This is a genomic window from Candidatus Limnocylindrales bacterium (assembly GCA_035559535.1).
Taxonomy (GTDB): domain Bacteria; phylum Moduliflexota; class Moduliflexia; order Moduliflexales; family JAUQPW01; genus JAUQPW01.
This window is the reverse complement of the sequence record DATMBG010000022.1, coordinates 335,838-349,979: the sequence shown is the minus strand read 5'-3', so window position 1 is coordinate 349,979 and position 14,142 is coordinate 335,838. Positions and strand designations below refer to the sequence as shown.

The window sequence follows — 14,142 nt, the reverse complement described above, 5'->3', positions numbered from 1 at the left end:
GGGGGGGGGGTGTGGGGATAGAGGTGTGGACACTCTCATACCCCCCTACCGGGAGGACCGGAGTTTCGTATAGACCCCGCAGGTTGTAACTATATCGCCACATGTAATTGAACACCCTGGCAGCCGTGTCCGGGTAAGGGAAGGTAGGAATACCGGCCTGGTTAAGAATCGCTGTTCCCGCCGCAACATCGGCCCCACCCATCCAACTGGCGAGGATAGGTATGTGGCTATTCTGGGCGTAAGCTTTCAACTGCTCCGCCGTTTGGGTCGGATCGGTCATCGCCTGGGGAGTCAAAATGACCAATAGACCATCGCTATTCGGATCTTTCGCGGCAATCTCCAGGACTTTTGCATATCGCTGAGGGTCGGCATCTCCTAAAATATCGATAGGGTTGCTATGGCTCCAGTAAACCGGGAGAAGTTGGTTGAGGGATTCCAGGGTTTCCGGGGATAATTCCGCCAATTCTCCCCCCTCTGCGATCAGGGCATCGGTGGCAAGTACCCCGGGGCCACCGGCGTTGGTAACAATCGTTAGCCGCGGACCTCGGGGACGCGGTTGCTTGGCGAGCACTTCGGCCATATGGAAAAGATAGGCAATGTTATTGACGTGAAGTACACCACAACGGCGAAAAGCTGCCTCCAGGACTTCATAGCTCCCGGTGAGAGCCCCCGTATGGGAAGCTGCGGCCTTCGCTGCAGCCTCTGTACGACCGGCCTTGATGACAATGATGGGTTTAGTGAGGGCTACTTCCCGAGCCGCAGAGAGGAACGATCGGGCATCCCCTATGGACTCCATATAAATGACGATACTGTGGGTGTGGGGATTGTCACCCAGGTAATAAATGAGATCCCCCCAACCGACGTCGAGCATAGAGCCGATAGAGATGAAGGCGCTGAATCCTACGTTCTCTTGTAAACTCCAATCCAGGATAGCTGTGCACAGTGCACCACTCTGGCTGATAAAGCCGACATTCCCGGGTCGTGCCATAGTCCTGGCGAAGGTGGCGTTAAGACCGGTAAGCGGGTTCATCACACCCAGACAATTGGGTCCAATGATGCGTATCTTCCCACGACGCGCCTGCTCAAGGATTTGTTGCTCTAACTCAGCACCTTCCGGCCCACACTCCTTGAAACCGGCGGAGATGATAATCGCTCCTTTTACACCGGCATCGACACACTCTCCGATGATTCCAGGTACCGTAGGTGCCGGTGTGATAATAACGGCAAGGTCCACCGGATCGGGTACCGCTCCAATATGGGGATAGGCTTTGATCCCTAATACGCTATGTCGGTTCGGATTGACAGGAAAAACGACTCCCCCAAAGGGATTATGGATGAGGTTCCATAAAACGGTACGTCCGACACTGCCAGCCTTTTCGGTCGCACCGATTACAGCCACATTCCGCGGTGCGAAGATCGCATCCAGGGGTTGACGTTCATAGCGCAAAACGTCATGGACGGGATCTGTAGTTGGCATACCAGGACTTTTCATAGGTTTACTCTAGCAGGAAAGAAAAGAAAAATGGACTTTCCCTTTCTTCCATTCCTTCTCCCTTCCTCTTTAAGGGGATTATTTCGTTACTGTCTCCCCCCTTCACAATAAAAATGTTGCCTAAAGGGGGGCCGGGCGGCAATTATCTACTCTCCTACAGGACAACCCTCTGGAACTACCCCTGTCGGTCGCTCTCAAGCAGGTAGCCCCTCCCTTCCCTTTTTCTGAGGTAGTTTTTCTAACCTGACTTCCTTCCCTCCCCCCATGGGGGGAGGGTCAGGATGGGGCTGTCCCTACTTTACCTCCTATAGGTTAATATCAACTTGGTATTATTAACCCTCTTTAGCAATTTCCTTAGCCATCAGGTAAGGGTTTTCTGGAATCTTCGCGATGCCAACCCCAGTACGGTAAGGCCTATGAGGGCTAATACGACCATTTGAGGCCAAAGAATGCTCACTCCTACCCCTTTAAGGAAGATACCCCGAATAATGACCAGGAAATACCTCAGAGGGTTCAGATAAGTTAGCCACTGGATGACTTGAGGCATACTGGTAATTGGAAACATGAATCCCGACAAGAGCATCGCCGGAAAAGTAAAGAAAAAAGAACTCATCATAGCCTGCTGTTGAGTCTGACTGATGGTTGAAATCAAAAGTCCCACCCCTAACGTCGTCATCAAGTAAAGGGCTGTGGCAAAGAAAAGCAATATCAGACTTCCCCGGATGGGTACCTTAAACCAGAATACCCCCACCCCTGTAATTAAACTTACATTGGCAAAACCAATGAGGATGAAAGGAGTGGTCTTACCCAGGATGAACTCCACTGGGGTGATGGGAGTGACAAGAATCTGCTCCAGGGTACCGATCTCCTTCTCACGCACAACGGCCATACTCGTCAACAACATGGTCATGAGTAAAACGAGGTTGGCGATGATGGCAGGCACGTAAAAATTACGACTCTCAAGGTTCTCATTGAACCAGGTCCGGGTTTGCACCTCTATTTGCCCGGGAGTTCGGACCGGGCCTTGAAGCCGCATGAGCCTTGTGGTTAAAATCTCCTGTGAGAACTGCTCGACAATCCTGGTACTGTAATTGAGTACGATTCCTGCCATATTGGAATCCGTTCCATCTACAATCACCTGAAGTTGGGCCGTCCTTCCGGCTCCCACATCCTCTTCGAAACCTTTATTCATACGAAGCACAGCCCGGATCTTATCACGGTCTATTAACGTAGTGGCATGACGCTCATCCTGAACGAACGTCACAATATTAAAATAACCCGATCTCACAAAACGGGCTATGAGTTCTCGACTGGTTACGCTATTATCAAGATCGTAAACCGCAATGGGAACCTGTCGTATATCGTTTGTTGCGGCATATCCAAACACCAGGACCTGAACCACAGGTGCCACGAATATAACAAACTTCATCCGTGGATCTCGAAAGATCTGGATGAACTCCTTGAAGAGCATGTATTTTATGCGTTCAAACATATCTACTCCAGCTTCTTCTTGAACTTTAGATTGGCCAGAGTTACCATGGCCGCACTGAAGAGGGTCAGGAGGCCTGTCTCCATGGCCAGGATCTCTAACCCCACACCTTTCAGGTAGATACCCTTGAGGAGGGTCATGAAATACCTGGCAGGGATCAGGTACGTGATGAGTTGAAGTAGCTGGGGCATATTGCTAATGGCGTACACAAACCCGGATAGCAGAAACGAGGGCAGAAAGGTCAGTACCATGGCCAACTGGTTAGCCAAAAGCTGGTTCTTGGTCACGATACTAATCAGCATGCCCAGGGATAAAGCCCCTGTTACAAATATGAAAGCTACCCCAAAGAGTAAAGCCACATTACCATGTAGGGGAACCTGAAATACGAACTGGCCCATAAGCACGGCCAGCAGCACGTTAAACATACCGATGGCAAGGTAGGGCAGAAGCTTCCCAAGGATCAGTTCCTGGCCCTTGACGGGTGTAGAAATCAACTGCTCCATGGTGCCGCGTTCCCATTCGCGGGCGACGGTTAGAGAAGTCAAAAGTGCTGCGATCACCATGGTAATCACGGCGATGAGGCCGGGGATGATGTAATTTTTGGATTCCATGTCGGTATTAAACCAAACCCGGGGTCGCAACTCCAGTGGTAGATAAGGTGTACGCCCGCCGACTCTCTGGATCTCCTCAATGGCAATACTTCGGGAATAGGTCAAAGTTACCGCCTCGACGTAGCCTATGGCGATAATCGCTGTGTTGGAATCACTCCCGTCCACAATCAATTGGACCGAAACCGACCGCCCGGACTCGATACGCTGGGCGAAATCTGTCGGAATAACGAGGGCCAGGAGGACCTGTCCGGAATCAATGGCCCGCTCAACTTCCCGATAGTTACGGGCATATCCCCGAATCGAGAAATAGCGAGAACCATCGAAGTGACTGATAAACTCCTGACTTATCTTGGAATTGTCCTGATCCCAGATAACCATCGGCACGTTATCCACGTCTAACGTCAGTGCGTAACCAAAGAGTACCAACATGAGTATGGGAATGGCAATGGCCATTCCGAGGCTTCGGGGATCGCGGATGATATGGGTAAACTCCTTACGGGCAATTGCCCAAATTCGCAATAACTTTATCGTCGAACCTCTTCCCACCTCCTCTCTCTCCCTTTCCTTCCCCTTCTCCCTTTCGCCTTTCCCAACCTGGGAGAGGGGGAGGGAGGGCCTAAAGGGGCGGGGATGGGAAGAAGGAGTGAGGTCTCGATTCCGGGCCGAAAGGAGTGAAACGAATACATCTTCCAGGGAAGGGACTATTTTCTTGATACGGTCGGCCGGATAACCTCGCGCGTTGAGGAGGTTCTGAACAATTGCCGAAACCTTACGGCTCTCCCCGGTTGTGATATGCAATCCTTGACCGAACAGAGTGACTTCCTTGACACCTGCCACCTTCTCGATCTCATCTATTACGTCCTGAGGCCGTTCACACAAGACTTCCAGGATATCTTCTTGTATGAATTCGGTCTTGAGCACCTGGGGGGTTCCCACGGCAATCAACTCACCTTGGTGGATAAAGCCGATGCGATGGCAATATTCGGCCTCATCCAGGTAGTGGGTGGTGACGAAGACCGTCACTCCTTTGCCAGAAAGCTCATAGATCAGATCCCAGAACTGACGACGACTGATAGGGTCCACACCCGATGTGGGTTCGTCCAGGAAGAGAATCGGCGGCTCGTGGAGAATGGCACACCCCAGGGCTAATCGCTGTTTCCAACCGCCCGACAGAATGGCTGTTTGAGAATGTCGATGCTCCTTGAGACCGGCCATCTCCATGACCCATTCCTTACGTTCTTTCTTTTTTTCCGGAGGGATGCGGTAGATGCCACTGTAGAAGGTTATATTCTCCTCGACGGTGAGATCCTCGTAGAGCGAGAACTTCTGGCTCATGTAACCAATATGGGCCTTGATCTTTTCCGCTTCGGTACGAAGATCAAATCCAGCAACCGTTCCTGTCCCGGCAGTAGGAGCCAGAATACCACACAGCATACGAATTGTTGTGGATTTGCCCGAACCGTTGGGACCCAGGAAACCGAAAATCTCCCCTTTGGCAACCTCGAAACTAATACGATTCACAGCAATGAAGCTACCAAACCGCTTTTCCAGGTCCTTTACGATTACAGCCTTTTCATTTTTACCGGTGTTCATGGTCCTCTTTTCTGTTATTGAAGTGTGGGGGTATGGAAGTATGGGAGTGGGGAAGCGGGGAAGTGGGGAAGTGGAGGAGTGGAGGCAACTTACCCAAACCTCCATACTCTCCTACCTCCATACCCCCCACACTTCCCCCTTCCCCTTCACCCTTTATCCCTGGCAAGAACCGAGATAAACACATCCTCAAGCGTCGGTTCGGTAGATTGCGTGTCCAGGACTTTAAGACCAGCCTCGGTGAGGATTCCTTCCACCTGAACCAGGGTCCGGTCTGGCTCCTGAGTTATAACGTGAACACGATCACCGAACAGGCTTACCAGGTCGGCTCCAAACCGTTGGCGCAGGAGAGTTGTAGCTTTGTGGGGCTCTGAGGGGCGAACCTCCAGGATGGTTCCCTGCATCAACTTCTTCACCTCCAGGGGGGTTCCACAGGCAAGAAGCCTGCCTTTATGGATGAGACCCACCCGATTGCAGCGCTCGGCTTCATCGAGATAAGCGGTGGAAATAAAGATGGTAACTTTCTCACGAAGTAGTTGATACAGGATGCGCCAGAAGTCCCGGCGTGAAAGGGGATCCACCCCGTTGGTCGGCTCATCCAGGAAGAGTACCTTTGGGGTATGGATCAGCGCACAAATCAGGCCAAGCTTTTGCTTCATTCCACCGGATAAATTTCCTGCCAGACGGTTTTTGAAAGGGGTTAAATTACTGAAAGAGAGTAACCTATCAATCTTTGAGTCTCGACTCCTGCGTGGTACACCATAGATATCTGCATAGAAATGGATATTTTCCATTACCGTCAGGTCCGGGTAGAGTCCAAAGCGCTGGCTCAGGTAACCGATCTCTTCCTTAAGAGCTTCTGCTTCCCGAACGATATGTTTGCCCATTATCCAGGCATCTCCCGAAGTAGGACTCAGAATCGCCGTGAGGAGTCGCAGGGTAGTGGTCTTCCCGGCCCCGTCCGGGCCCACAAGTCCGAAGATTTCTCCTTGAGATACACCAAGAGTAAGGTCATCAACCGCTCGTAGGTCCCCAAAGGTCTTTGTAAGACGGCTGATCTTAATAGCTTCCATGATATACCTCCAATATCCATCGGCTTGGGCATGTCGGCGTCCTTACTGCAAACACAGATAACCGCCTGGCATGGCTTACGACCCTCATAACCCATTCTTTAGCTGCTGCATCTTGACGTAGTTCAGGTTTCCTCATTTTAAAACCTCCTCCCTGTCAGTACTGGAGATCAGAATATCTGCGTCGGCGGGCATTCCAGGTTTCAGCTCCATATTGGGATTGGGGATATGGATTTTAATGCGATAAACAAGCTTCACGCGCTCCTTCTCGGTCTGCACATTCTTGGGTGTAAACTCTGCCTGCGAAGCAATGAAGGAAATGTGTCCTTCATATACTTTACCTGGATAGGTATCGGTGGTCACCTGCACCCGTTGGCCTACTTTCACGCGACCCAGGTCGGTTTCGTTGATATAGGCCCGTAACCACACATTATCCAGATTACCAAGGGTAACAACCGGTGTTCCGGGAGCAACATATTCTCCCGGCTCGACGTTCTTAGACAGCACAACCCCGGAGATCGGTGAGACCAGGGTTGCATAGTCTAACTGGGTTTCTGCCATTGCCAGGGCCTGGTTAGCCTGGTCCAGGCGGGCACGGGCTTGATCGATGGTCTCTTTACGAGGACCTTTTTTGACCAGAGTAAGCGTCTCTTTGGCCTGCATCAACGCTGCACGGGCTTGTTCGATTTGCTCTTTTCGGGGACCCTCTTTGAGGAGTTTCAAACGCTCTTCTGCTTCTTTTAGCTGGGCAGTAGCTACTTTATAAGCCGTTTGTGCCGCTTCATATTCGTTGGTGGATAGGATTCCCTCCTGGTAGAGTTTATAACGCCGCTCATAGTCTGCTTTTAAACGGTTTACTTCAACCTTCGCCCGTTGTACCGCTGCCTCTGCAACGGCTATATCCTGGGGCCTTGATCCGGCCAGCAGTTCGTCGAGTTGTGCCTGTGCCTTCCGGACCACAGCCTCGGCCTGAGCAATTTCTTCCGGTCGAGGTCCTGCTTCGAGTTCGGCAAGGGCTGCACGGGCTACTTCAACTTCTGCTTTACGCAGAGCAACCTGATGAACCAGCTCCGTATGATCTAATCGGGCCACGACCTGACCCGCCTGGACCCTCTCACCTTCTGAGACCAGACGCTCTTCCACCCGGCCTGCAATTTTGAAACTTATTTCAGCGTCTGTAATTTCAATATTACCGGAAACCCGAAGGATGTTCGGCTCCTTGCCGGATCTACCCTGGATATACTCGTAGATCAGCAGGACGGCGATTATCAGGATGGAGAACAAGATGATCAGCTTTTTCTTATTCTTCATGGCTGCCCCTCCTCTGCAAATACCGACTGGTATCCAGAACTAAAAAATTGTTCTGCCTGAAGGGTTTCATTAAAAAAAGGGAGTAGTAATCTTTCCTATTCCATTTTATGTGAATAGGAATTCACAGAAATTACAAAAATTAACCTCTCTGAATCGCTTTACTGAAAACCTTCCAGGCTTTCTCAGTATGCTTTGTTACATCGAACCCTCCATCACTTATATGCCAGAAGATCGCCGCCGGTTGGAACAGACCTATAAACATCAGAGAGATTGTTTTCGGATCGATCTCGGAACGTATACGCCCTTCCCGCTGGCCCTGGCGAACAATGTCCCCCACCCTATCCAGATACCCCTGCATAATTCCACGAACTCTGGCTTTTCTCTCCGGGGAACCGTGGTAGACCTCTTCAGAAAAGATAACCAGCGGGATGGCCTGGTTCTCTCGGATCAGTCTGACATGGCGCATCAACAATCGCCTGAGACGCTCCAGCGGGTCTGGAGTTTCTTCAAAGACCTCCTTGACGTTGTCCAGGAGTCTATTTCGGATAAATTCCAGAGTCGCATCCAATACCTCGTCCTTATTCTTAAAGTGGCGGTAAATGGCAGAGGGAACCAGACCAACCCGGCGAGCTACCCCGGCTATGCTTAACTTCCTCATGCCATGGCTGGCAATCAGGTTCAGGGCCGCCTGAACGATTTGCTCTCTCCTGATTTCTGTCCTCAGTTTTTCTATACCCACATCTTCTCCTTTTTGTGAATCTGCTTTCACTTATAAGAGAAAGCCGATCTCCTTCGCCGTCAAGAGAAGATTCAAAATTTTGAAAGGATTCCCCTTTTAACCTTCTTAATTCGGTCGGATATCCGACCATGGGACTGGATTCTCCAGGCCTGTTGAAAAGTTCAAATTTTTCCTTGATGCAACAAATAGTCGGTTTATATTTAAATCGATTTTGGGTTCTCGGATGATCTCAGTTATTTTTTATTCCTTTCAGGGACAGTGTTAAACGAGTCTATTCCTGAATCGAGAAGTAAACAGGCAGAGTTTCAAATAGGCTATATCTGGGTGGCGCTGTCTGCTGCTTTATTTGCAGGGTTTGACATCGGTGCCCATTTAACTTTTGTCATTGGTTATGACTTTCCACTGGGAAAAGGCTATCACAGTTTTATTCAAACCCACGGCCATCTCCAGTTGGTTGGCTGGGCCGGGTTATTTATCCTTGGAATTAGCCTCCATTTTATTCCCCGGCTGGCCGGAGTCCCCATTTCTCAACCCCGGTGGATCCACCGCATCCTTTGGCTGATGGGAGGTGGGCTTTTGCTTCGGAGCATCGGCCATGTAATTTTACCTTATGTAACCGGAAGCACGTTGTTTGTTCTTTTCGGCGGAATGGTTGTCGGCTCAGGATTGTTAGAAGGGTCGGGTATTTTTGCCTATTTATTTTTGTTAAGTAAAACCCTTTACGGGGTAAAGGGGGTGGACCAACGTCCGGCCTTGACATCGGTAAAACCCTACTTTGGTATGATGCTGGTTGGCTGGCTTTTTTATGCCAGCCTCAACCTTATTTTGCTTATCCAGATGGTTTTGAGCAAAGGGAGTATGATAAATCCGGCCTGGAACGAATTTTCCATCCAGGTATTTGTTAGTCTGGTTCTTCTTCCGGTCGCCTTTGCCTTTTCGATTCGTACGTTTCCGCTTTATTTCCGCCTTGCTCCTATCGATTGGCCTGTTTGTAGGGTCGCTTATGCCTACCTTTTTGCCTTTTGCTTACAAACTGTTCCTGCTTTTCCTCCCCTTTCAGATCTGATACCCCGGGCGTCTTTCTACCTATCCCAGGTAGGGATGCTCCTAAAGGGAGGGATTATCTTCTGGTTTGTTTGGAAGCTGGATATTCTCACCCGCTTTCGGGAACCCTGGACAGGTCAACGGGCTTTACAACCAGCCCCAGACCGCCGACCCACCCGACCGGGTATGCCGGATTACGGGGAATTTGGTCGATTTGAGAGACCGGTCTATGCCGCTTATGTATGGCTTGTCGTGGGGGCCTTCTTTGAAATCCTTCTGGGGATTGCTACCCTGTGGGGACGCCCGGTTAGTATCGGGAATGATGTGATACGACATCTGTATTTGTTAGGCTTCATTACCCACTTGATTTTCGGTATGTCCGTACGTATGATTCCGGGCTTTATTAAGAAGAAGCGAGTAGCCAGCACACAACTGGTAGATTTGACCTTCTGGTTGGGCACTGTAGCCACCATCTGCCGTATATTTCCTTTGCTTCTCCCTTCAGCTCTATTTGAAGCAGTTCCCGCAAGTGTGTGGGTCGCTAAAACTGCCTTTGCCTTTTCAGGGATCATCGGATGGTTAGCCGTTCTCTGTCTGGCAGGAAATCTGTGGAAGACTGCTTCCTCATGAAGTTCAAAGATGTGTGGCCTTGAAATCAAGGGGTTGATCAACCCTAACCCTTACCCCTGGCGGTCGGTTGAAATATTTTGCTGATCTTTCTGCGCCTGACGAACAGGTGCTCCTTCAACCGGATGATTGTTTTTATGTTAACCTCCTATTTTCAAGGGAACATAAGGTGAAAATAAAAGATAAAAAATAGTATAAAAGGTCGGTTAAAGGATTAGGGAAAAATCGTTAGATAGGAAAGACGAGGGGTGTTTCTCCGGGTATCCTTTACAGCTCCAGCAGAGAGTCACCCCCCCCCATGGGAGCAAAAGGTTTATTCTTTTTCTTCATGGAAAGATTACTCTGAGGGGATTAAGGAGTACTCACTTGGAGTCTGATTGACTACGAAAGAAATCCGAGATTTACTCTGGCCTTAGGGGATTGTTTAACCTTAAATTAATAATCAGGAGGTATGAAAGAGAAAATGTCGGATAAAGACTTGAAAATAATGCAGTTTGGATTTAACTCCGACTTTGTCCAGGATCTTTATGAGCAGTACCTGAAGGACCCTTCAGCGGTAAGTGAGAGCTGGCGGCGGTTTTTTGCGGGTTATGAACGGGATTTTCAGGCAGGTAATGGAGGAGCCCCTGGAGAGGACAAAAGACCGGAGGTTAGAAGCCGGAAGCCGGAAAAAGAGGAACTATCCACGGCTTATCGTTCGTTGCCTACGGGAGAAATCAAGGCCCTTCGGGGAGTTATGGCCAAGATTGCAGAGAATATGGAGGCCAGTTTAACCTTGCCGACGGCTACGTCTGTTCGTGTGATACCGGTTAAAGTACTGGAAGAAAATAGGCGGATCATCAATCAGCACCTGAGTTTGATGGGACAGGGGAAGGCTTCTTATACCCATATTATTGCCTGGGCGATGGTTAAAGCCCTGAAGGATTATCCCAATATGAACTCGGCCTTTATGGTCTTAAACGGAGAACCCCATAGGGTTCAGAGGACCGAGGTCAATCTGGGGCTGGCAATAGATGTTGAGCAAAAAGATGGCTCCAGGGTTTTACTGGTACCTAATATCAAGAACGCTCATAAAATGAACTTCCTTGAGTTTCTGAAGGCGTATAACGATGTGGTTCAGCGGGCTCGCTCGGGTAAGTTGACACTCCAGGATTTTCAGGACACGACCATTAGTTTAACCAATCCTGGAATGATAGGTACGGTAGCTTCGGTCCCAAGGCTTATGCCAGGACAGGGAGCCATTATCGCAACGGGTGCGATTGATTATCCGGCGGAGTATCAAGGGATGTCCGAGGAGACCCTCTCTCAGTTGGGGGTCAGTAAAGTCATGACCCTTACCAGCACCTATGATCACCGGATCATTCAAGGGGCCGAATCGGGTTCCTATCTGGCTCGAATTCATCAATTGCTCCAGGGAGAAGATGGCTTCTATGAACAAATCTTTACGGATCTTAAGCTACCCCATGAACCTGTCCACTGGGAACGTGATGAGAATAAAGAGCTCCTGGATTTAACCCGTAACCTTGAAGCTATAGAAAAACAGGCCCGGGTGTTACAGCTTATCAATGCTTATCGAGTCCGAGGGCATTTACTTGCAGATCTCAATCCTTTAGGTTATGAGCCTCACTATCATCCCGAGTTGGATCCGGCTCAGTATGGATTGACCATTTGGGATCTTGATCGAAAGTTTATTACGGGAGGATTGGGAGGCCAGTCGGTTGCTACCCTGCGGGATATTTTGGATACCTTGCGGGAAACTTACTGTGGGAAAATCGGTGTGGAGTATAGAAATATCCAAAACCCGGAGCAAAAGCTGTGGCTTCAGGAGCGGATGGAGAGTTGCCGTAATAAAACCCAGCTCTCCCGTGAAGCCAAGCGCCGAATCCTCTTAAGATTGAATGCCGCCGAGGCCTTTGAGAAATTCCTCCATGCCCGATATGTGGGTTATAAGCGCTTTTCCCTGGAAGGGGCTGAGACCCTGATTCCTATGCTCGATGCCTTATTAGACGAAGCCGCGGAACAGGGAGTGGTGGAAGTCGTGATGGGGATGGCCCATCGGGGACGATTAAATGTATTGGCCAATATTATCGGTAAATCCTATGAAAAAATCTTTTCGGAGTTCGAAGAATATATAGACCCGACCGCACCTCAAGGTTCCGGAGATGTCAAGTATCACCTGGGAGCTACCGGATTCTATGAAACTCCCACCGGTAAGAAAATCAACCTTTCGCTGGCCTCAAACCCAAGTCATCTGGAAGCCGTCAATCCGGTCGTAGAAGGAATGACCCGGGCTAAACAGGAGCGGATCGGCGATACCAACAGGAAAAAGGTCATCCCGGTCCTAATCCATGGGGATGCTGCCTTTGCCGGTCAGGGCATTGTGGCTGAAACGCTTAACCTCTCTCAGCTTCGAGGATATCGTACGGGGGGTACCGTTCATATTGTCATCAATAATCAAATAGGTTTTACCACCTCTCCGGAGCAGGCCCGTTCTACGCTCTATGCAACCGACATTGCTAAAATGTTGCAGGTACCCATATTCCATGTTAACGGGGACGATCCGGAAGCAACGGTCCATGTGGTAAAGTTGGCGTTTGCCTATCGGCAAAAGTTTGCAACCGATGTAGTTATTGACCTTATTTGCTATCGTCGCCACGGTCACAGCGAAGTGGATGAACCCAGTTACACCCACCCTGTGCTTTATAAAAAAATCCAGGAGCATCCCTCGGTCCGGCAGATTTATACCGAACAGCTACTTCGAGATAACGAATTGAAGCCGGAGGAAGCTGAAGAAATGGCGGCAGATTTTCACAAACGCTTTGAACAGGCCCTGGAAGTGGTCAAGTCCCTCAAGCCCACAACGACCCCTCGTCTATCCAAGAATCCTTTAATAGACGTGGCAAAACCAAAGCCTAAAGAACTTTCAGATACCGGGGTCGAGAAAGATCGATTAATCCTGATTACAGAGCGAATGACTACACTTCCCTCGGATTTCAAGCTGCATCCCAAACTTCATGGGTTCCTGGAAAAACGGAGAGCCATTCTCACCAATCCTCAGGCTCCTATAGATTGGGCCTTTGCCGAGGCCCTGGCGTTTGGTAGTTTGCTGACCGAAGGAATCCACGTAAGGTTGAGCGGAGAAGATAGCGCCCGGGGTACTTTTAGCCAGCGCCATGCCATTCTCTATGACTATGAAACCGAACAGGAATATGTCCCCTTGAACCATCTCGAACCTACCCAGGCAAAGTTTGATGTGTTTGATAGTCTTCTTTCTGAAGCAGCCGTACTCGGTTTTGAATACGGATATAGCGTTGCGGATCCTTCCACTCTGGTGCTTTGGGAAGCCCAATTTGGTGATTTTGCCAACGGAGCTCAGGTCATTATCGATCAATTCCTGGCCAGTTCCGAAGAAAAATGGGGTCAGTCCAGTGATATTGTCCTGTTACTTCCCCATGGCTATGAAGGACAGGGGCCAGAGCATTCTTCTGCTCGACTTGAACGATTTTTACAACTCTGCGCCAAGGATAATATTCAGGTCTGTAATTGTACAACCCCGGCCCAGTATTTCCACCTCCTGCGTCGTCAGGTTTATGATGGAACCTGTAAACCCCTCGTTATAGCCACCCCAAAGAGTCTGTTGCGACACCCACGGGCAGTTTCAACCCTTGAGGAGATGATAAAGGGTCATTTTCAGGAAATCCTGGATGATACCCTATTGAATTCTAAAGAGCCGGTAACCCGGGTTATTCTGTGTAATGGTAAAGTTTATTACGAGCTCTTACAAGAGCGAGAAAAACGTCAAATCCGTCACATGGCTCTGCTACGTCTGGAGCAACTCTATCCTTTCCCTGAAGCCCGGCTTCAAGAACTCTTACGAACGTATCCCAATCTGCAAGAGCTTTTCTGGGTACAGGAAGAGCCTCAAAATATGGGTGCCTGGGGTTATATAAGTCCTCGCCTGTGCAAATTACTCCGGCAAGATTTATCCTTCTTCCCTAAACTCAGAGATGCAGAACCCATCTATGTGGGTCGTCCAGAAAGTGCCAGCCCTGCAACCGGCTCTCTAAAGATTCATCAGGAGGAACAAAGACAAATTATTGAAACGGCCCTTAAAGGATAGGGAAATCAGGAATCAAAAGCCAGAAGTCGGAGTGGGGAATTTAGAATAA

General features: G+C 49.6%; 9 protein-coding genes. 2 read left to right on the top strand and 7 right to left on the bottom strand.

Features of this window, described 5'->3' with window-relative positions:
• The 7 genes from VNM22_08265 to VNM22_08235 all read right to left on the bottom strand — a co-directional run.
• Positions 1 to 1,492, bottom strand: a 1,492-nt coding sequence (locus VNM22_08265) for a CoA-binding protein (GenBank protein HWP47138.1), incomplete at its 3' end; no start/stop codon positions are given.
• A 361-nt stretch (positions 1,493 to 1,853) separates the two neighbouring features.
• Positions 1,854 to 2,984 (bottom strand): ABC transporter permease, encoded by a 1,131-nt coding sequence (locus tag VNM22_08260; GenBank protein HWP47137.1) that lies wholly within the window; start codon positions 2,982 to 2,984, stop codon positions 1,854 to 1,856.
• A gap of 2 nt (positions 2,985 to 2,986) precedes the next feature.
• Complete coding sequence (locus VNM22_08255) at positions 2,987 to 5,185, bottom strand: ABC transporter permease (GenBank protein HWP47136.1); 2,199 nt, start codon at positions 5,183 to 5,185, stop codon at positions 2,987 to 2,989.
• A gap of 146 nt (positions 5,186 to 5,331) precedes the next feature.
• Positions 5,332 to 6,255, bottom strand: a complete 924-nt coding sequence (locus VNM22_08250) for an ABC transporter ATP-binding protein (GenBank protein HWP47135.1) — start codon at positions 6,253 to 6,255, stop codon at positions 5,332 to 5,334.
• A complete protein-coding gene (locus VNM22_08245) occupies positions 6,242 to 6,391 on the bottom strand; it encodes a hypothetical protein (protein ID HWP47134.1) in 150 nt (49 codons plus the stop codon). Before VNM22_08245 ends, VNM22_08250 begins: the two co-directional genes overlap by 14 nt.
• On the bottom strand, positions 6,388 to 7,563 hold the full coding sequence (locus VNM22_08240) for an efflux RND transporter periplasmic adaptor subunit (protein ID HWP47133.1): 1,176 nt from the start codon (positions 7,561 to 7,563) through the stop codon (positions 6,388 to 6,390). The genes VNM22_08245 and VNM22_08240 overlap by 4 nt, the downstream gene beginning before the upstream one ends.
• A 139-nt stretch (positions 7,564 to 7,702) precedes the next feature.
• Positions 7,703 to 8,302 (bottom strand): TetR/AcrR family transcriptional regulator, encoded by a 600-nt coding sequence (locus tag VNM22_08235; protein ID HWP47132.1) that lies wholly within the window; start codon positions 8,300 to 8,302, stop codon positions 7,703 to 7,705.
• Positions 8,303 to 8,560: 258 nt separating this feature from the next.
• Here VNM22_08235 and VNM22_08230 point away from each other — a divergent pair, with 258 nt between their 5' ends.
• Entirely contained in the window at positions 8,561 to 9,976 is a 1,416-nt protein-coding gene (locus VNM22_08230) for a hypothetical protein (GenBank protein HWP47131.1), read from the top strand.
• A gap of 448 nt (positions 9,977 to 10,424) precedes the next feature.
• A complete protein-coding gene (locus VNM22_08225; protein ID HWP47130.1) occupies positions 10,425 to 14,093 on the top strand; it encodes a multifunctional oxoglutarate decarboxylase/oxoglutarate dehydrogenase thiamine pyrophosphate-binding subunit/dihydrolipoyllysine-residue succinyltransferase subunit in 3,669 nt (1,222 codons plus the stop codon).
• The last annotated feature ends 49 nt before the right edge of the window (positions 14,094 to 14,142 follow it).